This window comes from Pseudomonas sp. 3B-A001-10F (assembly GCF_056313565.1).
This window is the reverse complement of the sequence record NZ_JBQYFW010000005.1, coordinates 115,430-138,958: the sequence shown is the minus strand read 5'-3', so window position 1 is coordinate 138,958 and position 23,529 is coordinate 115,430. Positions and strand designations below refer to the sequence as shown.

Sequence of the window (23,529 nt, the reverse complement as noted above, 5' to 3'; positions counted from 1 at the left end):
CAGACCCTGTGCGGGTGAACAACCGCCAGTGCCATAAATCAAGGATTGCCGCCGCTATGTTTGAACTCGATCACGACCTCGCCCAGGATATCGTCGACCGGGCCATGGCCATTTTGCCCTACAACGTCAACGTCATGGACAGCCAGGGGTTGATCCTCGGCAGTGGCGAACCGGAGCGCATCAATACTCGTCACGAAGGCGCGCAACTGGTGCTGGCCAACGGTCGCGTGGTCGAGATCGACGCGCAGACCGCCGTGCATTTGAAGGGCGTGCAACCGGGGATCAACCTGCCGCTGTTGCTCGATCAGCGCTTGATCGGAGTACTTGGCATCACTGGCGAACCGGAGCAGTTGCGCACTTACGCCGAACTGGTGCGCATGACCGCCGAAATGCTCGTTGGCCAGCGCAATCAACAGGCCGAGCAACAATGGCGGCGCCAGCGTTGTGATGATTTGCTGGCGCTGCTGTTGAGCGAGGCGGGGGACTCGCCGCGTCTGGTCGATGAGGCGCAGCAACTTGGGCTCAAGCCGCAATTGACGCGAGTGCCGTATCTGTTCGAGCTGGGCCTTGAACATGGACCTGGGCAAACCGTCGAGGCGTTGAGTGCCTGGCTGACGTCGCGTTATCCCGATAGCTGGTGCGTGAGTTCGGCGAAGTCATCGCTGTTGTGGTGCCGCCCGGCAAGTCAAAACGTCGAGCATGATCGCTTGCTGGAAAAACTCGACAGCCTCGGCTGGAAGATTCTGCGCATTGCCGTGGGCGGGCAGGCCGATGGACTCGCCGGGCTGCGCCGTTGTTATCGCCGCGTGGGCGACTTGCTCGCCTATGGTCGCGAAGTGTTGCCGCATTCGCGATTGCTGACGCTGAACCGTTATCGATTGCCAGTGATGTTGTGGCGGCATCGTAACGATGATGCACTGGACGAATTGCTCAAACCGCTGCGCAAGGTGATCGCCAAGGACGGCAACGGCCAGTTGCTGGCGACGTTGCGCAGTTGGTGCGAGCACGATGGCCAGAGTCAGGCCTGTGCCGATGCCTTGGGCATTCATCGCAATAGTTTGCGTTATCGGATGGAGCGGATTGCCGAGTTGAGTGGGGTTGATCCGCTGCGGCTCGATGGGATGCTGGCGCTGTATCTTGGGGTGCAGCTGTTACCCCAGACAGATCTGTCGGCGTGAGGTGATTTTGAGGCCGCCATCGCTGGCAAGCCAGCTCCCACAAGGGTTGATGGTGTTCACTACATTTGTGTTCACCGACAATCCCTGTGGGAGCTGGCTTGCCAGCGATGGCGGCCGAACATTCACCGCCACTTTCCCTGTCTTTGTGAAAATGAACAATAAACGCCCCCGCCACTTGTGCAGCGGACAGGCGTCAAGGCGCAGGCCGACTGGCAGCATGAGGGGCATTGCAACCGGAGAATTCCCATGAAGATCGTCATCGCCCCCGACTCGTTCAAGGACAGCCTCAGTGCCCAAGGCGTCGCCGAAGCCATTGCCCTCGGCCTGGCCCAGATCTGGCCGCAGGCAACGATGATCAAATGCCCGATGGCTGATGGCGGCGAAGGCACGGTCGAATCGATTCTGGCTGCCTGCGAAGGCGAACTGCGCCGTACCCGCGTGCGTGGACCGCTGGGCACAGCCGTCGACGCCGCGTGGGGCTGGTTGCCGCACAACCACACGGCAATTATCGAAATGGCCGAGGCCAGTGGCTTGCAATTGGTACCGCTGGGGCAACGCGATGCCTGCATCAGCAGCACCTTCGGTACCGGCGAACTGATTCGCGCAGCGCTGGATGCCGGCGCGCAACGGGTGATTCTGGCGATTGGCGGCAGTGCCACCAACGATGGTGGCGCCGGGGCGATGCAGGCGCTGGGCGTGAAGTTGCTCGATGCACAGAATCAAGCGTTGGTGGCCGGTGGCTTGGCCCTGGCGCAACTGGCACGCTTGGACTTGAGCGAACTCGACCCGCGGCTGGCGCAGGTGCGTTTCGATATCGCCGCTGATGTGAACAATCCGCTGTGTGGCCCACACGGTGCCTCGGCGATTTTCGGCCCGCAGAAAGGTGCGTCGCCGGCGCAAGTACAGCAACTCGATCAGGCGTTAGGGCACTTCGCCGAACTGTGTGCGCAGGCGTTGGGCAAAGATGTCCGCGACGAACCAGGCAGCGGAGCGGCGGGAGGTTTGGGCTTTGCGGCCAAGGCTTTTCTCGGCGCGCAGTTTCAAGCCGGGGTTGAAGTGGTTGCCGAACTGGTCGGCCTCGCCGAAGCGGTCAAAGGCGCTGATCTGGTGATCACCGGAGAAGGGCGATTCGATGCGCAGACGTTGCGCGGCAAGACCCCGTTCGGTGTTGCGCGGATTGCCAGGCAGCACGACGTGCCGGTGATTGTCATCGCCGGGACATTGGGCGAGGGTTATCAAGACCTCTACAATCACGGTATCGATGCGGCATTCGCCGTGACCAGCGGCCCAATGACGCTGGAACAGGCCTGCGCCGAAGCTCCGCGCCTGTTGCGCGAACGCGCCACCGATATCGCCCGTGTCTGGCAGCTCGCCGCCAAATGTTGAATCAGATCGGGATCTACCCCTTCGGCAGCTCTTACACCAAGCGATCAACAGTGTTTCATTGTTGTAACACCCGGAAAAATAGTTGCTATTGACCCGCAATCTTCCTAAAGCCTGGCCGATACAGCTAACAGGCGCGCACATAACTTCCTAAAACAGTGACGCCGGACTGAGCCCGCCCCCTCGGGCCAGTGATGACGCATGGACGCTCGTAGTTTCTATCTTTCGAGAGCTCAACTATGTCCCTGCGTAACCTGAATATCGCGCCCCGTGCCTTTCTCGGTTTTGCCTTTATCGCCTTGCTGGTGATCGTACTCGGTGTGTTCGCCGTCAATCGCATGTCGATCATCCGTCAGGCTTCGATCGATATGGACTCGACGCAATTGCCCAGTGTCACCCACCTCAGTGCGGTAACGGAAAACGTCCTGCGCATGCGCATCCTGTCGTTCCGTGTACTGGTCAATCGCGAGCCGGCCAGCCTGCAAGAGGCGCAAACGCGCATTGCCGTGCTGGTCGACAAGGCGCGCAAGGCTCAAGCCAGCTATGCCGCGCTGCCGGCAGGCCCTGAAGAACGTGAAATCTACCAGACCTTCTCAACCACCCTGGACAACTACCTGCAAGCGCAGAGTCAGATGATTGAGCTGTCGCGTCAGGACAAACTCGACGAGATGCGCACCCTGATCAACACGCGGATCAAGGAGGGTACCGACCAGATGGGCGAGCAGCTCAACAAGCTGATTGCAATCAACACGACCGATGCGAAAACGGCGGCCACCAAGGCTGGTGAACACTACGACAGCGCCGTGACCGGGATCATCATCGTTGCCGTGATCGCAGCGCTGGCCACCGTGCTACTGGCCTGGCTGCTGACCCGCAGCATCGTCACCCCGCTGAACCGCGCCGTACTGGCCGCGCAAACCATTGCCGACGGTAACCTGAGCAAAACCATCGAAGTCGACGGCAAGGACGAAGCGACGCAGTTGCTGCAGGCGCTCGCCACCATGCAGAGCAACCTGCGCAAAACCATCGAACAGATCGCCGGTTCCGCCACACAACTGGGCGCCGCTGCCGAAGAACTCAGCGCGGTGACCGAAGAAGCCTCCCGTGGCCTGCAGCAGCAGAACAACGAAATCGAGCAAGCCGCCACCGCCGTCAACGAGATGACCGCCGCTGTCGAAGAAGTGGCGCGCAACGCCGTGTCGACCTCCGAAGCCTCGAACCAGTCGACCCACGCCGCCCGCGAAGGTCGCGATCAAGTGGTGAAAACCGTCGACGCGATCCAGACCATGACCCACGACGTGCAGAACACCGCGCAGATGATCGAAGGCTTGGCCGCGCAGGGCCGTGATATCGGCAAAGTGCTCGATGTGATCCGCGCCATCGCCGAACAGACCAACCTGCTGGCCCTCAACGCAGCGATCGAAGCCGCCCGCGCCGGTGAGGCCGGGCGCGGTTTTGCCGTGGTCGCGGACGAGGTTCGGGCATTGGCTCATCGCACCGCGCAGTCGACCCAGGAAATCGAAAAAATGGTCGCCGGCATCCAGAACGGCACCGGCGAAGCGGTGTCGTCGATGCAGCAAAGCAACCAGCGCACCCAGACCACCCTGGAAATGGCCCGCGCCGCTGGGGTTGCGCTGGAGCAGATCACCCAGTCGATCCATCAGATCAACGAACGCAACCTGGTGATCGCCAGCGCCTCGGAAGAGCAGGCGCAAGTCTCGCGCGAAGTCGACCGCAACCTGGTCAACATCCGCGATCTGGCCACGCAATCGGCCGCCGGGGCCAACCAGACCAGCGCCGCGACCCACGAACTGTCGCGTCTGGCGGTGGATTTGAATGCGATGGTGGCGCGTTTCGTGATTTGAGATACGGTGAAGGCTGGAGACCGCGCAATCAGGAGACGTACATGCGCTATTCAGCCTTGACCCAACGAATCGCCGGGGAGGGAGCCGCTGCCTGGCAGATTCACGACCGAGCGCTGGAGCTGCGCGCCGAGGGTGTCGATATCCTGCTGCTGAGCGTGGGCGACCCGGATTTCGATACACCGCTGCCGATTGTCCACGGCGCGATCGACAGTTTGCTGGCGGGCGATACCCATTATTCCGAAGTGCGTGGTCGTCTGGCGCTGCGTCAGCTGATTGCCGACCGCCATCGTCGGCGTAGCGGGCAAGCGGTGGATGCCGACCACGTGATCGTCATGCCCGGCGCGCAATGCGCGGTGTATTCGGTGGCGCAATGTCTGCTCGATCCCGGCGATGAAGTGATCGTCGCCGAACCCATGTACGTCACCTACGAAGGCGTGTTTGGCGCGTGTGGCGCGACGGTGGTGCCGGTGCCGGTGCGCCCGGAAAACGGTTTTCGTGTCGATCCGGTCGACGTCGCCGCGCGTATCACCCCGAAAACCCGCGCCATGCTGCTCAACAGTCCGAACAACCCCAGCGGCGCGAGCCTGTCACTGCTGATCTGGCAAGAACTGGCGGCGCTGTGCATCCGCCATGACTTGTGGCTGATCAGCGACGAGGTCTACAGCGATTTGCTTTACGAAGGTCAGCACGTCAGCCCGGCGAGTCTGCCGGGCATGGCCGAGCGCACGGCGACGATCAACAGCCTGTCGAAATCCCACGCCATGACCGGCTGGCGCATCGGCTGGATGATCGGGCCGAAGTCGTTGGCCGAGCATTTGGTCAATTTGTCGCTGAGCATGTTGTTTGGCCTGCCGGATTTTGTGCAGAAAGCCGCAGAGATTGCGTTGCAGTCAGACCTGCCGGAAGTGACGCAGATGCGCGAGGAATATCGCCTGCGCCGGGATCTGGTGTGCGAACGTTTGAGCGGTTGCCCGGGGCTGTATCCGATCCGTCCGGATGGTGGCATGTTCGTGATGGTCGATGTGCGCCAGACCGGTCTCGGCGCACAGGCGTTTGCCGAACGGTTACTGGAGGGCTATGGGGTTTCGGTCCTCGCCGGTGAAGCGTTCGGGCCGAGCGCGGCGGGGCATATCCGCATTGGTTTGGTGGTCGATCGGGTGAAACTCGCGGATGCCTGTGCGCGGATTGCCTTGTGTGCGGCGCAGCTGTTACAGGCGCGTAGTGCCTGATGGTTTTGGGTTACCTGTCCCGGCCTCTTCGCGAGCAAGCTCGCTCCCACATTGGATATGCATTCCCCTGTGGGAGCGAGCTTGCTCGCGAAGGCGGCATGACTGCCACCCTAGAGTTCAGCCCTGCCATGCCAATGGATTCACCAGATTCGCCGGCTTCTCCCCACTCAACGCAGCCAACAGATTCTCCACCGCACACCGCGCCATCGCCTCGCGCGTCTCATGCGTCGCCGAACCCATGTGCGGTGTCGCCACCACATTATTGAGCTGCAACAGCGGCGAGTCATGCTGCAACGGCTCACGCTCAAACACATCCAGCCCCGCCGCTCGAATCCGTTGATGACGCAGCGCATCGATCATCGCCGCCTCATCGACCACCTTGCCCCGCGAGATATTGATGAAGATGCTTTCCGGGCGCATCAGTGCAAACTGCTCGGTGCCGATCAAACCTTCGGTCTGCGCCGTCAGCGGCAACGTCAGGCAAATGAAATCGGCCTGCTTGAGCAGATCTTCCAGGCTGCGATAGTGCGCATCGAATCGCGCTTCGACCGCCGGTTTGCGCGACTGGCTGTGATAGATCACCGGCATGCCGAACCCGAAATGCCCACGCTGCGCCAGCGCTTCGCCGATGCGGCCCATGCCGATAATCCCCAACGTCTTGCCATGCACATCGGTGCCGAAATGCGCCGGGCCGATATTGCGGCTCCATTGGCCGCTGCGCACCATGTTCGCCAGTTCCACCACACGCCGCGCGGCGGCGAGGATCAGGGCGAAACCGGTGTCTGCGGTGGTTTCGGTGAGCACGTCCGGGGTGTTGCTCAGCAAGATCTTGCGCTGACTCAGGTAATCGATGTCGTAGTTATCGACGCCGACTGAGACGCTAGCGATAGCTTCGAGTTGCGGCGCCAGATCAAGCAACGCGGCATCGAGCTTCAGGCTGGCGCCGAGCAAACCGTGGGCGCGGGGCAGGGCGTCGCGCAGTTGCATCAGACCGTCGGCATCGAGGCTTTCGATCAGCGTGACTTCGCACTGTTCCTGCAAACGCGCCATCAGCACGGGCGAAAGTTTCTTGTACAACACGACCTGTTTTTTCATGGCAAAAATCTCTTCAGGAATGCGCCGGCACGGCAGGCGTGGCGACGGCTTTGGCAACGACGCGATCACTGGCGCCGGGCTTGAGAAAAATCGTCAGCACCACCGACAGCAGCAACGCGCCGCTCATCAGCAGGTAAGAAGCGCCGGGCGAACCGGTGGAGCTGTTCAAATAACCGACCAGATACGAGCCGCCGAACGAGCCGAGTGCGCCCATGCTGTTGATCAGTGCCATCGCGCCACCAGCGACGTTGGCCGGAAGAATCTCCGGGACGATGGCAAAGAACGGACCGTAAGGTGCGTACATGCAGGCGCCGGCAATCACCAGCAGCGTGTACGACCACCAGAAGTGTTCTGCGCCCAGGGCGTAGGAACCGTAAAACGCGATGGAGGCGATCAGCAGCGGTGGCCAGACAAAGCGTTTGCGCTTCTGCAACTTGTCCGAACCCCACGACACCACGAGCATGCCGATCACCGCCGCCAGATACGGCAGCGCCGACAGCCAGCCGGCCTCGATCATGTCCATTTGCGCGCCGGCCTTGAGAATCGATGGCAGCCACAGTACAAAGCCGTAAACGCCGATGCTCCAGCAGAAAAACTGCAGCGCGAGAATGATCACCTTCGGCGAACGGAATGCCTCGGCGTAGTTCTTCACTGCTTTGATACCGACCTGTTCAGCAGCCAGTGCGCTTTCCAGATCCTGCTTTTCCTGCTCGTTGAGCCACTTGGCCTGCGCTGGACGATCATCGGCCAGACGCCACCAGATAAACGCCCACAGCACCGCCGGCAGGCCCTCGATGATGAACATCCAGCGCCAGCTGAAATGCTGCACCAGATACCCCGAAACCACCGACATCCACAGCATCGTCACCGGGTTGCCGAGGATCAGGAAGGTGTTGGCCCGTGAGCGTTCGGCACGGGTAAACCAATGGCACAGATACACCAGCATCGCTGGCATCACCGCCGCTTCAACCACGCCGAGCATGAAGCGGATGACGATCAGCCAATAGGCGTTGGAGACCACGCCGGTCAACGTGGCGAGGCCGCCCCAGAGAATCAGGCTGACGAAAATCAGCTTCTTCACGCTGTGTTTTTGCGCGTAGATCGCACCCGGCACCTGGAAGAAAAAGTAACCGAGGAAGAACAGCGCACCGAGCAGCGATGACAGGCCCGGGGTGATCATCAGGTCTTCGGCCATGCCCGATGCGGCGGCGAAGCCGTAGTTGGCGCGATCCAGATACGCCAGGCTGTAGGTGATGAACACGATAGGCATGATGTACCACCAGCGGCGGGTGGCGAGGGTTGCGGTTTTCATGGGTCTTGCTCCTGAGCTTGTTGTTTTTGTCGCAGCAGGTTCAATTGATCAGTTGTCTGTGACGGCCCCATCGCGAGCAGGCTCACTCCTACATTTGAAATGCGTTCCCTTGTAGGAGTGAGCCTGCTCGCGATCGGCGCCTTCGAATTCAGTGAGGAGTTCAGCCCGAGTTGGAAGGCCCTCCATATCCCCGCGACTCTGCACCGCCCGACTGCCAATCCAGTTCGCACGCTGCACTGCCTCGGCAAAACTCTGGTGTTCAAGCAGGGCACTGATCATCCCCACCGCAAAACCATCACCGGCACCGACCGTATCGACGACATGCGCCACCGGCACACCGGCGACAAATCCCGATGCCAGATGCGTTCGGTAATAAGCGCCTTCCGGGCCAAGCTTGATCGCCACGGCCTCTGCACCTTGATCAAGATAAAACGCAGCAATGTCCGCAGGATCTTCGAAACCGGTGAGCAAACGACCTTCGCTCAACCCCGGCAGCACCCAATGGGCGAGGGCGGCGAGGCGGTTGATCTCGCCGATCATTTCGCCCTCGCTGGCCCACAGGCTCGGGCGCAGATTGGGATCGAACGACACGCTGCGTCCGGCGTTGCGCATGCGTGTCATCAATTCAAAGGACATCTCTCGCGTCGAGGCCGAGAGCGCTGGAGGAATGCCGGTGGCATGCAGATGGCGGGCGCTCAACAGGTTGGCCGTGATCGACTGTGGCGACAAATGACTGGCCGCCGAACCGCGCCGGAAATACTCGACCTGCGGATCGCTGCCATCATCATTGCGCGATTTGAACTGGAACCCGGTCGGGTGCTGTTTGTCGACGTCGACGTGACTGCAATCCAGACCCTCCTTGATCAAGGTCTCGACCACAAAGCGTCCGAGCGAATCATTGCCGACCCGGCTCAGCCACGCGACGTTGAAACCCAGGCGCGACAGCCCGATCGCGACATTGCTGTCGGCCCCGGCGATACGCTTGTGAAAGTGCTCGACCGCCGCCAGATCACCGGTCTGCTCGGCGACCAGCATCGCCATGGTTTCGCCGAACGAAAGAATATCGATCTCAGACATGAGCAGGCTCCAGACGCGATTGGCCGAGGCGGGCGAGGGCGGCGACGTGCTCGGTGGTCAGTTGCACCAGATCATCGCCCTGCAACGGATATTCGGCGGCGCGCATAACGCCTTGGGCCATGTGCCGCAACAGTTGTTCCCATAGATGCAGGTCACTGACGGCCGGCGGCACCGCCACCAGTTTGCCGTCGGCGCGACGGGCCACGGCTTTGCAGTGCACATAACCGACATGCCGGCCGAGCAGGCGGGCGGCGCTGGCAGCGGACTGGTCCTGCCACTGCCAGTTGCCGATGTCGAAGGTCATCTTGATTGGCACGTTGTGCTGCTCGACGGCGGCGAAGAAGCGCTGAAATGGCTCGATCCGACCGCCGTGCAGGGTCTGGTCGTTTTCCACCAGCAACTGCACCGGGCTGAGCTTCAAGCGTTCGGCCAGGGCTTGCAGATCGTTGGTGTCGGTGAAGTAGCCGAGGGAGACTTTCAGCCATTTCGAGTCGAACGCTTCGGCTTGTTGCAGTGCGGTGATCAACTCGGGATTGGGCTGCGCCTGCCCGGCCAGCCACAGTTCGGTCGGCGAGGAATAGATGCTTAGCAAGCCCTGCGCCTGCGTGGCCTGCGCCAGTTGCGCCGGGTCTTCGCGCGTCAGCAGCTCTTCGCGCCATTCGATGCGATTGGCCCCGGCGGCAGCCAGAACATCAATGAAAGCATCCTGCCCGCGCTGACGCACAAGCTCGGCGCCGTAGCTGGACAGGCTGATGGAAACGTCGGGTTTATTCATTGTTATTGACCTCTGAAACCGGTTTCATTTTTGTTCAAAAAAATATCAGGTGTTTCTGTGTTGTGCTCGCGAAGGCGTCAGATCAAGCACTACCAACCTCACGGGTTGACCCACGCTCAACCAGCACCGGCGCAAAATCCACCACCCGCGCCACCTCATCATCCCCACGCAAGCGCATGAGCAAACACTCAAACGCCCGCGCGCCGATCTCCTGCGTCGGCTGAGCCAGCGCGGTAATCCCGCTGCCCACCAACGGATACCAATCCAGATCATCCAGGGCAATCAGCCCGACATCCTCAAACAACCGCACACCCATCTCCCGCAATGCCGTTGTGGCAGTAAGCGCCGCCACACCATTGGCGCAAAACAATGCTTTCGGGCCGTCGCCGGGAGTGTTTAAAAAGGTTTGAAGTTGCGTGTTCAGGTCATCGCCGGTTTCCAGCACCGCCCCGGCCAGGTTCGAATGCAGCGCGATCTGCGCCTGAAAACTGCTGACCCGCTCGATCCGCGAGCTGGTGCCGTCATACGGTTCAGTCACCAGCACCAGATCCCGATAGCCACGTTGCTGCAGATGCGTAAGCGCCATGCCGACAGCCTGCGGGTTGTTCAACCCAACCATGTCGCTGTCCAGTCCGTCGACCTTGCGATCCACCAGCACCAGCGGCATCTCCCGGCGCAGCTCGTGCAGTTCGTCACGGTGATGGCCAAGGGTGTTCACGATCAACCCTTCGATGTTGTACGAGCGCAACAGGGCCAGATGCTGGCGTTCCTGCTCGTCATCGCGGTCGGTGTTGCACACCACCAGGCTGTAGCCGTGCGCTCGGCAGGCGGTTTCCACCCCGTGCATCACGGCAATCGAATAAGGGTTACGAATATCGGCCACCAACATGCCGATCAGGCGCGTACGTCCGCGTTTCAGACCACGGGCCATTTGGTTAGGGCGATAGCCGAGTTCGGCAATGGCTTGCTCGATGCGCAGGGCAATGGCATCGGAGAGCAGGGCGCGATCATCGCCAATGAAGCGCGAGACGCTGGCCTTGGACACGCCGGCGCGTCCGGCGACGTCGAGCATGGTCACGCGGCTGCGCTGGGCGGTTGAGAAGTCGTTCATTAATGAACCTTGTTGTTATAGGAATGCGCTGAAACCGGTTTCAGGAGATCCGATTTGCAGGAAAGTCGTCAAGCGATTTTATCTGCTGACAGGGCGATATTCCGACAGGCGGTCGAAATACCTGTCAGATATGACAGTAGGCAAGAAGTCTGACACGACGTCTAATCGGACCGAGGCTTTTCATCAATTCCAATAGGTATTAAGGGGCTTTGACGTATGTCTAATCGAGGGCCGCTAAACTTTAATCCACCGAGAGTCATCGGTGTAGAAGATGCCGATATTGACCCGGACGGATATATCCCGCTGGATTTGTTACTGGCAGGAATCGACGTGGTCATTCCCCTGTGGCCCAGTTACGCAACGCTGCCTGATGATAGGGACATTTTAACGGTTTACTTTGATCAGCCAGGGCAGCCGCTGTTCAAGATCGAAAATATCTACACAGCAGCGGACATCCAGCCAGAATTTATTATTCGTATCGATGCGAGCTTTCTGCAGGTTAACGGCGTTGGTCAGTTGCGCTACGAGGTTTTGGATACTGCGGATCAACTCTCAAAGTCAGATCCTCGCAATCTAACAATTGATCACACCCCCATTCCACGAGATCTCGAGAAGCCGGATTGCCCGGATAAAGATGACCATGGATATCTGAACTGCGACACATCTCCGCCTTTATGGGAGGGCGTTAAAGTATCTGTTCCCCCCTTGTCGGGATTCAAAGTTGGAGATCGAGTTGAGTTGCTTTGGAGAGGTTATCCAAGTTTAAACGGAAGTAATGTGGAGTACGTTAGGGCTCGCAAGAAAAGTATCCGTTTTCCACTGAGCGAGAATGATATAAAAGACGGGTACTCGCTGGTGATCGAGCCTTACGATGTTCATATAAAACCCATGGTGAAGAACTCTTCAGCGCTCGTTCAGTATCGGGTTTTTCGCGGCCGGAGACTCATTGGAGTCTCCAAAGTCAGAGTGGTTAAAATTGATCGAATAGTTGTTGGCGAGGAATTTCCATGCGGGCCGTAAAGTATGGAGCGAAAGTGGTAAGTAATAAGTGTGGGATAACCAAGAGACTAGAAAGATTTCCTGATATGCAGACGTATGGAGAGAACCATGAACGCTATAGTTAAAAAGGCACACCTGTCCAGGCTGGCGGCGCTGAAAGCAAGGTCCACCGTGCATAACGCTGTGGATGCGGATCCGCCATTGGCTGTTACATTCCCTGCGCAAACACTACTTCCTGATTTGCGCATCCCGATTGCTTCTCTTAACGGTGATTTGGAATATGTGGTGCCAAAGCCGGTAATTGAGGACGACGATGATTCATTTCAACCACAGATTCGAATAGCAGGTACGACGACGTGGCTGGACGTTGTTGATTCAGCTGATCCAGACTCTCCGTATATCATTCCCGGTGCGGTCACTGGTCGAGACTGGACGGTGCCCTACAAGATTCGACGCAGCTTGTTTAGAGAGGAGCTTACGCCCGAAGCGCCTACCCAATGGGAGTTCCGATATATTTTCTTTGCTGGCGGTATTAATGATGTCGCATCCAGTACCGCTACCTTCGCCATCGATCTTACACCGCCCTACAAAGTAAAAACCCCGCCCGGCTCCGACCGAAACCCCGGAGCGCCTACATGGCCTGCCGATTTAGGGCCGACTGTTCCCATTGATGAAGCCTACCTCGAAGGCAAAACCCATATCATCGTCAAGCCCGCGATTCCCGCAAACTACGAGGCAACTGACGTTTACAGATTTTTCTTCGGGCCTGCGCCGGATCCCGGCCGCGATACTCCCGTATTTAATGCTGTACTGTCGACGGCTCGGGAAGCTGCAATTGAAGTCAAAGTGTTTGTCGATGCCGCTGATGGTCCTCATCAGCTTATTTATGTGTCCAAAGATCTGCCAGGAAATGAAGGGCGCCGATCAAACTTCAGTCAGCGTACCGTTCAACATGCCAAGGATCCCGATCCCGATACGGTGGTACCACCGATTGTCACGCTGGCAAATGGTACCGATGGCGACAACTTGATCGATCTTGCAGACACTCAGTTTGATTCTCAAGGTGTGGAGTTCAAGGTCAAAGTGCCTACTCCCAATGCTCCAGCGGATACGATTGCCGGCTACTGGGGGGGGCAACAGGTAGGCACCGAGCAGCGCGTGGGTGCCAATACCGAACTGACGTTTTACGCCCCCTATGATCTGGTCAAGCAGGTATACGGCGATACCGATGGCATCGTTAAAACCAATGTCAGTTTCAATATGTTTCGTGGTATCCGTCCGTTGGCTGACTCAAACGTTGAAATCGATGTTGATATTTCATATATCGGTCCGGATCCAATAACCATTGGTCTGGAGGCGCCAACGCTGAAGACAACTGCGGGCACTGACAACGCAATCGAGGAGGGTGATTACGGAGATAACGCCATTACTGCGACTATCAAACTTTTTGCTGCCCCTCCGACAGAGGAAGGTTGGCTGATCGATCTGTTTTATGACGACATCCAGATTGGCGACCCCATCCCGTTAACAACAGGTCAAGAGGGCAAGGAAATAACTCATGTCATTCCGTGGTCTGTTATTCAACAGCAGGAAAGTGGGCCCAAGGTTCTACGGTATACCCTCTACATTCCGGGCTCGAACAACCCAACTCCGTCGAGACCGAGGGATATCCCGGTCGACCCATTCCCGATTGAAATGGCTGCGCCGGTAATATTGGGTCTGGCGGGGTCGGTAAGAAGGATTGGATGCTCCACCTTGAACTTCCCTACGGAGACTGTCCCAAATGATGGTACCGCGAGACGAAATTTGCTCGTTCGTGTATTGCCCAATACGTTTACGGTCGATGGTGAAACCATTACTTTGAAGTATCAGGCATTTGAGCGGGCGGAGCCGACGAAACCTATTCCCAATACTGATGCAACGGCGACTTACCCAATCTCGGGGACATTTCCTACCGATGGTGCGCTAATCAATATTGGTGATTACGAGGAAGATTTCAAACCGGCTCATATGCAGCTTGGCAGGTTGACTTATTCCATTTCCCGCGGGGGAGCTGGTAATAATCCGACACCAGACTCGCTGCCTGCTGAGAGCACGCTGGATCTGGATGACAGTCAAGGTCGTTTTTGTGAGGAATTTATTCCCGTGCCAAATCCATGATGGATGATTTTTGGGGGGGCGATCGCAAAGTTTGTGACCGCCTCCTCCGATTACTTACATCTGATATTAAAACTTTTAGCCCGAAAGAATTTTCGCCAACTAATTGAGGATAACTCCTACATAAATTTATGAGTCTTCTCTATAGCCTTGCGCCCCTCCAGGAATGGCTACGACTGCCATTTCACCAGTCAGACAGCAGGTATTCACTATGCGGGGTAAGTCATTGTCGGGTCCAGGCCGTTCGCGGCGTTACATAGTTTTGAGCCCATCGTTGTTGGCAATTTTGAGTGCCTGCGCCAGCGCGGCTCCGGTGGTGGGCCGCGAGGAAACGGTAAACGGCGGCACGCCGGAACGCTGGGACCTTTCCCAGAACGCCACGCTGACAGTCAACGGCGCGCAAACGCTGGCCATCAACTCTGAAAATTCAACATTGATCGTGAATCCTGGTAGCACAACGCAGCAGATCTCGGCTCGCGAAGGGTCAACGGTCAATCTGAGCAATGCGACCGTTTCGGCTACCGGGGGCTTGGCGGCGGTCTTTTTAAGTAGCTCTCAAGCGACGATCGACAGCAGTTCGATTACCGGAAATCGTGTTGGACTCCAAGTGGTTCGCGATGCCAATACACAGGACGGCTCCAATGTTTCTGTTACCAATGGCACGAAGATCACTGGTGTGACCGGGGGAGCGTTGGTCAGTGCCTTCAGCGTCCTGAACCTCAGCGATTCCGACCTTCTCGGCACCGGAGCCAGCAGCTACGGACTTCGGCTGAATAGCGGTCAAGCCACGGCCCGAAACAGCTCTATCATTGGTGGTCGAGAAGGCGTCGTCATCGATGCCGATCTCAATCAGGTTCAACCGGCGACGTTGAATCTTGAGAACACTACAGTGCAAGGCAAAACCGGCGCTGCCATTCTGGTCGACTTGGCTAACACCACGGATTCCACGGCGGCCATTACGTTGACCAACTCGCGCTTGCTCGCTGGCAACGGCACCTTACTGGATGTCCGAGGCGGGGCGGATGCCTCGCTGGTGGTCAACGACAGTACGCTCAATGGTGACATCGTCACGGAGCAGGGCAGCACCACAACGTTGACTCTGCAAAACAACTCGAAGCTGACAGGCCAATTGCAAAATGTGGCCAGTGCCACGATCAATGACAGTTCCCAGTGGGTACTGACGGGTAATAGCAGTATCGACCAGTTGAGCCTGAACAACGGTGGCTCGGTGGTCTTCGGGGCTACCGACGCCTTTTATCAACTCAACGTAACGTCCTTGTCTGGCAATGGCCGTTTTGTGATGGGCACCAACTTCACCACGGGTGAAACGGATGTGTTGAATATCACGGGCACCGCCCAAGGGACACATGAACTGCTGATCGCCAGCAGTGGGCTTGACCCTGCTAGCGGACAACCTGTCCGCGTGGTGCAAACCGCAGGCGGCGACGCTCGGTTTTTCATGAGCCGTGATGTCGATCTGGGGACGTATTCCTATGGTCTGGCGAAAAGTGGCAACGACTGGATACTCGATCCCACTACGCGGACCATCAGTCCTGGGGCTCGCTCCGTACTCGCCCTGTTCAACACGGCCTCAACGGTATGGCTGGGCGAATTGACTTCATTGCGCACGCGTATGGGCGAATTGCGCTTCAACGGTGGTCAATCCGGCGCGTGGGGGCGTACTTACACCAACAAGTACAACATCGCCGATGGCTCGGGTGTCGGCTATCAGCAACGTCAGAGCGGGTTTACTTTAGGGGCGGATGCGCCGCTACCGGTGGGTGACGGGCAGTGGCTGGTCGGGGTGATGGCAGGTCAGAGTCAATCCGACCTCGATCTTGACGCAGGCACCTCCGGGAGCGTGGACAGCTACTATGTGGGTGGTTATGTGACCTGGCTGGATGCGCAAACCGGTTATTACTTTGATGGAGTATTGAAGGCCAACCGCTTCAACAATGATGCCAAGGTAGGGCTGAGTGATGGAACGCGGGCCAAGGGTGACTACGACAATTCCGGGGTCGGTGGTTCGGTGGAAATCGGTAAACACATCAGTCTTGCTGACGGAAACTTCCTGGAACCCTACACGCAATGGTCTGCAGTGGTCATTGAGGGCAAGGACTATTCCTTGAGTAATGACCTGCAGGCAGAAGGTGATCGAACTCGTTCATTCATCGGTAAAGTGGGTGTTACTGCCGGTCGAAATATCGAACTGGATCAGGAGCGGATTTTACAACCTTATATTCGACTTGCCTGGGCACATGAGTTTGCAAAGAACAATGAAGTCCAGGTGAATAACAATGTGTTCAACAATGACCTGTCCGGCTCTCGTGGGGAACTGGGTGCTGGCGTCGCTGTAGCGATAGCCAGGAGTTTCAGCGTGCATGCCGATTTCGAGTACAGCAACGGCCGGTACTTTGAGCAGCCCTTGGGTGCCAACATCGGAATTCGCTATATCTGGTGAACGAGGCAATAAAAAAGGAAGCAAAAGCTTCCTTTTTTTTGTTTGCCGGTATTATGGTTATGCGGCGATCAACCGATATCCACGCAATTTCATGATGTCTCCCTTTGCTGCGAATCTAACCTCCAAGGTTAGTTCTTTCTCCACATCGTCGTCTCGATTCTCCACCACGACGTTGTTCAAGTTCCCGGAAAGAGTAGCGGAATCAGGATCATAAGCGATGATGGTTGTCCCCGAACGCTGAGTATAAGTTACAGGCTTGGCTGGATCGCTGTTGTCGACAAATGTCAGGCGAACCTCATGGGATGTTGGTGTCAGTTCGTAGCTGTCATTCGGCAGGTTTTTGGAGAAGGACAGGGTGATTTCTTTGGTCGTAAAGTCCGTTTTACGCTGACGAGCAAACATTACGTAGGCCTCACCATGCGGCAGCGGGAAGGTTTGCTCGGAGAGTTCAACCAGGCTTGCTTCAAACTGTTCTACGGCGTTGATTGTCCCTACACACTCACCTGTGCCGATTGCATTTCTACGTTTGAGAATTTTATTGATCATTTTTGCGGTCTCCATGTCATGACGAGATATCCCGTGATTAAAGGAAACTTTCGGGATGAGCTATCAGAGCGCTAATGAGGCCAACTGTAAACTGTCAGACTTGACAGTTTACAGTTGGCCAGAAGTGTGGTTTCCGAAATTTGGTTATTGGCGAAGGTTAGTTTTGATGGGGAACGTGATTTAAACGGGTCAGGCTCCCGATCATCAGGTTAGCGGATCTGCGCCGCCCGCTTGGAAGGACGGTCTCTGTGGACAATAAAATAATCAGCCAAACAGTCCCGCCGCAATATTGATTGAAAATCCCAAAATAGCCGTGTTGAACACAAACCCGATCAGTGATTGCGCCAAAACGATTTTGCGAATATCCCGCGTTGCAACACCTACATCCGCCGTCTGCACCGCCACGCCGATGGTGAACGAGAAGTACAGGAAGTCCCAATAGTTGGGCGTGGTAAGCCCTTCAGCAAAACGCAACGCCGGCTCCTTGCCATCCCAGGTGTAATACAACCTCGCGTAGTGAACGCAGAAAATCACCCCGATCAGCAGCCACGAACCGATTACCGTCAGCGCGGTAAAACCGTAGTGCATGAGCTTGGGCGTGGTTTCCAGATCTTTGCTGCCCGCGAGTTCGAAGGTGATGGTCGCCAGACTGGCCAGTGCAGCGATGCACACCACGAAAAGCACCAGCCCGGCATTTTCGTCTTCGACCTCAGCGATACGTTTGACGTCCGGCGCCTTGGCGCGCACGGTCAGCCAGAACATCAGGATCAGGTAAGTCCAGACACCGGCGTTCCAGCCGATGAGGATTTTGCTGACGATGGAATCGGCGGGGGCCAGCAAACCGCTGGCGAGGCCGAGGAGGGCGGCGGCGGACAGGCGAGGGTGGGTGCGGGCGAGGAAGCGCATGGGGACTCGATGGGCCAGGGTGGTTCAGACACCTTAGCCCAGCGATGGCCGGTGTGACCACAGTGCTGGATGTTTGCAGAATCTCTGTGGGAGCGTGCCTGCTCGCGAAGGCGTCCGGTCAGTCAACATCGACGTTGAATGTACCGACGCTTTCGCGAGCAAGCTCGCTCCCACAATTGGTATCAGTGGGGTTTGGTGAAGCGTTGTACGAGCTTCATGACGACGACGAAGAAGACCGGCACGAAGATCACCGCCAGCGTCGCGGTAATCATCCCGCCGATCACTCCTGTACCGATCGCTTGCTGACTCGCCGAACTGGCACCCGTGGCAATGGCCAATGGCACCACGCCGAGAATGAACGCGAGCGACGTCATCACGATCGGCCGCAAGCGCAAGCGAGCAGCCTGCAACGTCGCATCAATCAGATCGTGACCTTCGTCATACAAGCTCTTGGCAAATTCGATGATCAGGATCGCGTTCTTCGCCGACAGACCGATGATGGTGATCAGGCCAACCTTGAAGAACACATCGTTGGGCATGCCGCGCAATGTCACCGCCAGCACCGCGCCGAGCACGCCCAGCGGCACTACCAGCAACACCGAGGTCGGAATCGACCAGCTCTCGTACAGCGCCGCCAGACACAGGAACACCACCAGCAACGACAGCCCAAGCAGAATCGGCGCCTGATTGCCGGACAAGCGTTCCTGCAACGACAACCCGGTCCATTCCTGGCCCAGTCCTTTCGGCCCCTTCGCCACCAGACGTTCGATCTCCGCCATGGCCTCACCGGTACTGTGCCCCGGTGACGGTTCGCCGGAAATCGCGATCGCCGGATAGCCGTTGTAACGGGTCAACTGCGCCGGGCCCTGAATCCAGTTGGCCTGCACGAACGCAGACAGCGGCACCATGTGTCCGGCGCTATTGCGTACGTGCATTTTCAGCAGATCGGCCACCTGGCTGCGTTGATCGCCTTCGGCTTGCACGACAACACGCTGCATGCGCCCCTGATTGGGGAAATCGTTGATGTAGCTGGAGCCGACGGCAGTCGACAGCACGTTGCCGATATCGGCGAACGATACGCCAAGGGCATTGGCCTGCTTGCGGTCGACCACCAACTGCACCTGCGGCGCTTCGGCCAGCGCACTTTCGCGCACATTCATCAGTACAGGGCTTTTCTCGGCGGCTGCGAGCAGTTCGCTGCGCGCTTGCATCAAGGTCGCATGGCCGAGGCCGCCGCGATCCTGCAAACGGAACTCGAAACCGCTCGATGTGCCGAGGCCATCCACGGGCGGTGGCAGCACCGAGAACGCCATGGCGTCCTTGATTTCAGTCAGTGCGATATTGGCGCGATCGGCAATCGAGCTGGCGGAGTCATCACTGCCGCGCTGCGACCAGTCCTTCAGCGTCGAGAACGCCAACGCTGCGTTCTGGCCGCTACCGGAGAAGCTGAAACCGAGAATCACCACCGTGTCACTGATCCCCGGCTCGCTGGAGTTATGTGCCTCAAGCTGTTCAGCCACGGCCACCGTACGATTCTTGGTCGCACCGGGCGGCAGTTGAATATCCGTGATGGTGTAGCCCTGATCTTCCACCGGCAGGAACGAGGAGGGCAGACGCGCAAAGCACAGGCCCAGGCCAACCAGCAGCACAGCGTAAATCAGCAGGTAACGGCCGCTGCGTTTCAACGCATAGCCGACCCAGCCCTGATAGCGATCAGTCAGGCGCTCGAAGCGGCGGTTGAACCAGCCGAAGAACCCGGATTTTTCGTGGTGTTCGCCCTTGGCAATCGGCTTGAGCAGCGTCGCGCACAGTGCCGGCGTCAGGGTCAGGGCGAGGAACGCCGAGAACAGAATCGATGTCGCCATCGACAGCGAGAACTGCTGGTAAATCACCCCGACCGAGCCTTGCATGAACGCCATCGGAATGAACACCGCGACCAGCACCAGCGTGATGCCGATGATCGCGCCGGTAATCTGCGTCATGGCTTTGCGTGTGGCTTCCTTGGGCGACAGGCCCTCGGTGGCCATGATCCGCTCGACGTTCTCCACCACGACGATGGCGTCGTCCACCAGAATACCGATGGCCAGGACCATGCCGAACATGGTCAGCACGTTGATCGAGAAGCCCAGCGCGAGCATGGTCGCGAACGTGCCCATCAGCGCCACCGGCACCACTAGCGTCGGGATCAACGTGTAGCGCACGTTCTGCAGGAACAGGAACATCACCGCAAACACCAGCAGCATCGCTTCGCCCAAGGTGTAAATCACTTTGGTGATCGAGACTTTGACGAACGGCGAAGTGTCGTACGGAATCTTGTATTCCACGCCCGCCGGGAAGTAGCGCGACAGCTCATCCATCTTCGCCCGCACCAGGGTCGCGGTGTTCAGCGCGTTGGCGCCCGGCGACAGTTGCACGCCGACTGCGGTCGACGGTTTGCCGTTGAGACGCGTACCGAACTGGTATTCCTGACTGCCGATCTCGACCCGCGCGACGTCACCGATGCGCACGGTGGAGCCGTCGCGATTGGCCTTGAGCACAATGTCGGCGAACTCTTGCGGTGTCGACAACTGACCTTTCACCAGAATCGTCGCAGTGATTTCCTGGCTGGACGGATTGGGCAGATCACCGATGCTGCCAGCGGACACCTGAGCGTTCTGCGCGACGATGGCGGCGTTGACATCGGCCGGCGTCAGGTTGAACGCGATCAGCTTCTGCGGATCGATCCAGATGCGCATGGCCCGTTCGGCGCCGTACAACTGCGCCTTGCCGACACCGTCCAGACGCTTGATCTCGTTCATCACGTTACGCGCCAGATAATCGCTGAGCGCCACGTCATCGAGCTTGCCATCGCTGGAGGTCAGGGTGATCAGCAAGAGAAAACCGGACGAGACTTTTTCAACCTGCAAACCCTGCTGAGTCACCGCTTGCGGCAGGCGCGACTCGACCACTTTGAGGCGGTTTTGCACGTCGACTTGCGCCAGCTCCGGGTTGGTACCCGGCTGGAACGTGGCTTTGATCGTCGCACTGCCGAGGCTGCTTTGCGATTCGAAATACAGCAAGTGATCGGCGCCGTTAAGCTCTTCCTCGATAAGGCTGACCACGCTTTCATCGACGGTCTGCGCCGAGGCGCCGGGATACACGGCGTAGATTTCGATTTGCGGCGGGGCGACGTCGGGGTATTGCGCCACCGGCAACTGCGGGATGGCCAGCGCACCGGCCAACAGGATGAACAGCGCGACGACCCAGGCAAACACCGGGCGGTCGATAAAGAACTGCGGCATAGAAAAGCGTCCTGCTTACTGACCAGAGGTCTGGGCAAGTGGAAGAGGGGTGTCGTCGATCTGCACGGTTTCGCCGGCACGGGCGTGTTGCAGGCCTTCGATGACGATGCGGTCGCCGGGCTTGAGGCCGCCGGTGACGATCCAGCGATTGTTCTGCACCGCGCCCAGTTGCACCGGTTGTTCAGCGACGCGCATCTGCTCATCGACGGTCAGCACCTGAGCTATGCCGGCGCTGTCACGCTGCACGGCACGCTGCGGCACGGTAATGCCGTTCTGGATGGTTGCCTGTTCCAGACGCACGCGGATGAAACTGCCCGGCAGCAAGTCGAGATCCGGATTTGGGAATTCGCTGCGCAGGATGATCTGACCCGTGCCCGGGTCGACGGTGATGTCGCTGAACAGCAGCTTGCCTGGCAGCGGATACAGGCTGCCGTCATCCTGAATCAGCGTGGCTTTGACCTGATCCTGGCCGACTTCCTGCAACTGCCCGGAGCGGAACGCGCGGCGCAATTCGTTGAGTTCACGGGTCGACTGGGTGAGGTCGGCGTGAATCGGGTTGAGCTGCTGAATCAGTGCCAACGGTGTGGTTTCGTTCTGCCCGACCAGTGCGCCTTCGGTGACCAGCGCACGGCCGACGCGACCGGAAATCGGCGCGGTGACGGTGGCATAACCCAGATTCAGTTTCGCCCGCTCGACGGCAGCCTTGTTGGCCGCAACGTCAGCGGCGGTTTGCCGGGCATTGGCGCGGGCGTTGTCGTAGTCCTGAGCGCTGATGGCTTTGTCGTCGATCAACTGGGCATAGCGCTGCTCTTGCAGTTTCGCCTGGAACGCATTGGCTTCGGCCTTGCGCAGCGCGGCTTCGGCGCTGTCGAGGTCAGCCTTGAACGGCGCCGGGTCAATGCGGAACAGCACGTCGCCTTTTTTCACGTCGCTGCCTTCGCGGAAGGTGCGTTGCAAGACCACACCGGCCACCCGTGCGCGCACTTCGGCGATGCGTGGCGCGGCGATGCGGCCGCTGAGTTCGCTGCTGATCGTCAGGGGATGCGCTTCGAGCGTCTCGATGCGCACCGTGGCCGGTGATGCCTGATCCTCGGCTTTCGAGGATGAATCACAGGCGCTCAGTGTCAGCGCCATCGCGATCAGGCCGAGTCCGGCCAGCAGTTTCTTCGACATGTACAACCCCCAATATTGATGTCCGCATCCTACGGGCAGACGCCGAGATTAGCGGTGAAGCTTTGTAGGCGCTGTGTGAAATTGTGTAAGGGTTTTGCTCAGGGATGGGCGAGGGCGTATATCCTTCAGGTCTTGAATTCTTTTGTGACGGTTAAACCGCTTTCGCGAGCAAGCTCGCTCCCACATGGGTTTTGTGAACAGTGCAAAACCACTGTGGGAGCGAGCTTGCTCGCGAAAGCGGTCTGACATCCACCACAGCAATATCTGGATCACCCCATGCCCAACATCCTCCTGGTCGAAGACGACACCGCCCTCGCCGAACTGATTTCCAGCTACCTGGAGCGCAACGGTTATTCCGTCAGCGTGATCGGCCGTGGCGACCATGTGCGCGAGCGGGCGCGGGTCAATCCGCCGGATCTGGTGATCCTCGACCTGATGCTGCCCGGCCTTGATGGACTGCAAGTCTGCCGTTTATTACGCGCCGATTCGGCGACGCTGCCGATCCTGATGCTGACGGCTCGCGATGACAGTCACGATCAAGTGCTGGGCCTGGAAATGGGCGCCGACGATTACGTCACCAAACCGTGCGAGCCGCGCGTGTTGCTGGCACGGGTGCGCACCTTGTTGCGCCGCAGCAGCCTCGGCGAACCTTTGACCGCCAATGACCGCATTCTCATGGGCAATCTGTGCATCGACCTGTCTGAGCGCACCGTGACGTGGCGCGATCAGCCAGTCGAGCTGTCCAGCGGCGAATACAACTTGCTCGTGGTGCTGGCTCGCCATGCCGGCGAAGTGTTGAGCCGCGATCAGATCCTGCAACGCCTGCGCGGTATCGAATTCAACGGCACCGACCGCTCGGTGGACGTGGCGATTTCCAAGCTGCGCCGCAAATTCGACGACCACGCTGGCGAGGCGCGCAAGATCAAGACCGTGTGGGGCAAGGGCTATCTGTTCAGCCGCTCAGAGTGGGAATGCTGAGCT

The 23,529-nt window shown here is 58.5% G+C and carries 17 protein-coding genes; 8 read left to right on the top strand and 9 right to left on the bottom strand.

The features are described from left to right. Positions 1–56 precede the first annotated feature (56 nt). The 4 genes from AC0ZWN_RS07430 (at position 57) to AC0ZWN_RS07415 (ending at position 5,655) form a co-directional block, all read left to right on the top strand. Positions 57–1,178 (top strand): sugar diacid recognition domain-containing protein, encoded by a 1,122-nt coding sequence (locus AC0ZWN_RS07430; RefSeq protein WP_476334574.1) that lies wholly within the window; start codon positions 57–59, stop codon positions 1,176–1,178. 246 nt (positions 1,179–1,424) lie between these two features. Then, positions 1,425–2,564, top strand: a complete 1,140-nt coding sequence (locus tag AC0ZWN_RS07425; protein ID WP_476334573.1) for a glycerate kinase — start codon at positions 1,425–1,427, stop codon at positions 2,562–2,564. Positions 2,565–2,800: 236 nt separating this feature from the next. Continuing rightward, positions 2,801–4,426, top strand: coding sequence for a methyl-accepting chemotaxis protein (locus AC0ZWN_RS07420; RefSeq protein ID WP_095050896.1), 1,626 nt, complete (start codon positions 2,801–2,803; stop codon positions 4,424–4,426). A gap of 41 nt (positions 4,427–4,467) precedes the next feature. Beyond that, positions 4,468–5,655, top strand: a complete 1,188-nt coding sequence (locus tag AC0ZWN_RS07415; RefSeq protein WP_186621448.1) for a pyridoxal phosphate-dependent aminotransferase — start codon at positions 4,468–4,470, stop codon at positions 5,653–5,655. A 117-nt stretch (positions 5,656–5,772) separates the two neighbouring features. Here AC0ZWN_RS07415 and AC0ZWN_RS07410 read toward each other — a convergent pair whose 3' ends face one another. The 5 genes from AC0ZWN_RS07410 to AC0ZWN_RS07390 all read right to left on the bottom strand — a co-directional run bounded on the left by AC0ZWN_RS07410 (position 5,773) and on the right by AC0ZWN_RS07390 (position 11,025). Next, positions 5,773–6,750 carry a 2-hydroxyacid dehydrogenase gene (locus tag AC0ZWN_RS07410; protein WP_460091058.1) on the bottom strand — a complete coding sequence of 326 codons (978 nt, stop codon included), beginning with the start codon at positions 6,748–6,750 and terminating at the stop codon, positions 5,773–5,775. A gap of 13 nt (positions 6,751–6,763) precedes the next feature. Beyond that, positions 6,764–8,062: an MFS transporter gene (locus tag AC0ZWN_RS07405; RefSeq protein ID WP_476334571.1), complete on the bottom strand. Its 1,299-nt coding sequence runs from the start codon at positions 8,060–8,062 to the stop codon at positions 6,764–6,766. Positions 8,063–8,110: 48 nt separating this feature from the next. Further along, complete coding sequence (locus tag AC0ZWN_RS07400; protein WP_476334570.1) at positions 8,111–9,139, bottom strand: sugar kinase; 1,029 nt, start codon at positions 9,137–9,139, stop codon at positions 8,111–8,113. Next, on the bottom strand, positions 9,132–9,914 hold the full coding sequence (locus AC0ZWN_RS07395) for a sugar phosphate isomerase/epimerase family protein (protein ID WP_476334569.1): 783 nt from the start codon (positions 9,912–9,914) through the stop codon (positions 9,132–9,134). The genes AC0ZWN_RS07400 and AC0ZWN_RS07395 overlap by 8 nt, the downstream gene beginning before the upstream one ends. A gap of 82 nt (positions 9,915–9,996) precedes the next feature. Continuing rightward, complete coding sequence (locus AC0ZWN_RS07390; RefSeq protein ID WP_476334568.1) at positions 9,997–11,025, bottom strand: LacI family DNA-binding transcriptional regulator; 1,029 nt, start codon at positions 11,023–11,025, stop codon at positions 9,997–9,999. A 216-nt stretch (positions 11,026–11,241) separates the two neighbouring features. Between AC0ZWN_RS07390 and AC0ZWN_RS07385 the strand changes: the two genes are divergently transcribed. From AC0ZWN_RS07385 to AC0ZWN_RS07375, 3 genes are all read left to right on the top strand, one after another. After that, positions 11,242–12,045 carry a hypothetical protein gene (locus AC0ZWN_RS07385; protein WP_460128972.1) on the top strand — a complete coding sequence of 268 codons (804 nt, stop codon included), beginning with the start codon at positions 11,242–11,244 and terminating at the stop codon, positions 12,043–12,045. A gap of 87 nt (positions 12,046–12,132) precedes the next feature. Next, positions 12,133–14,184 (top strand): hypothetical protein, encoded by a 2,052-nt coding sequence (locus AC0ZWN_RS07380; RefSeq protein WP_476334567.1) that lies wholly within the window; start codon positions 12,133–12,135, stop codon positions 14,182–14,184. 208 nt (positions 14,185–14,392) lie between these two features. Beyond that, a complete protein-coding gene (locus tag AC0ZWN_RS07375) occupies positions 14,393–16,642 on the top strand; it encodes an autotransporter outer membrane beta-barrel domain-containing protein (RefSeq protein ID WP_476334566.1) in 2,250 nt (749 codons plus the stop codon). 57 nt (positions 16,643–16,699) lie between these two features. On the opposite strand, the gene AC0ZWN_RS07370 is transcribed toward AC0ZWN_RS07375, so the two are convergent. The 4 genes from AC0ZWN_RS07370 to AC0ZWN_RS07355 all read right to left on the bottom strand — a co-directional run bounded on the left by AC0ZWN_RS07370 (position 16,700) and on the right by AC0ZWN_RS07355 (position 22,548). Continuing rightward, positions 16,700–17,188 (bottom strand): hypothetical protein, encoded by a 489-nt coding sequence (locus AC0ZWN_RS07370; RefSeq protein WP_476334565.1) that lies wholly within the window; start codon positions 17,186–17,188, stop codon positions 16,700–16,702. Between the two features lie 264 nt (positions 17,189–17,452). Next, a complete protein-coding gene (locus AC0ZWN_RS07365; RefSeq protein ID WP_476334564.1) occupies positions 17,453–18,094 on the bottom strand; it encodes a DUF1345 domain-containing protein in 642 nt (213 codons plus the stop codon). A gap of 182 nt (positions 18,095–18,276) precedes the next feature. After that, a complete protein-coding gene (locus AC0ZWN_RS07360; RefSeq protein ID WP_476334563.1) occupies positions 18,277–21,375 on the bottom strand; it encodes a multidrug efflux RND transporter permease subunit in 3,099 nt (1,032 codons plus the stop codon). A gap of 15 nt (positions 21,376–21,390) precedes the next feature. Next, a complete protein-coding gene (locus tag AC0ZWN_RS07355) occupies positions 21,391–22,548 on the bottom strand; it encodes an efflux RND transporter periplasmic adaptor subunit (protein ID WP_460091049.1) in 1,158 nt (385 codons plus the stop codon). Between the two features lie 276 nt (positions 22,549–22,824). Here AC0ZWN_RS07355 and AC0ZWN_RS07350 point away from each other — a divergent pair, with 276 nt between their 5' ends. Next, positions 22,825–23,526, top strand: a complete 702-nt coding sequence (locus tag AC0ZWN_RS07350; RefSeq protein WP_007912171.1) for a response regulator — start codon at positions 22,825–22,827, stop codon at positions 23,524–23,526. Positions 23,527–23,529 lie beyond the last annotated feature (3 nt).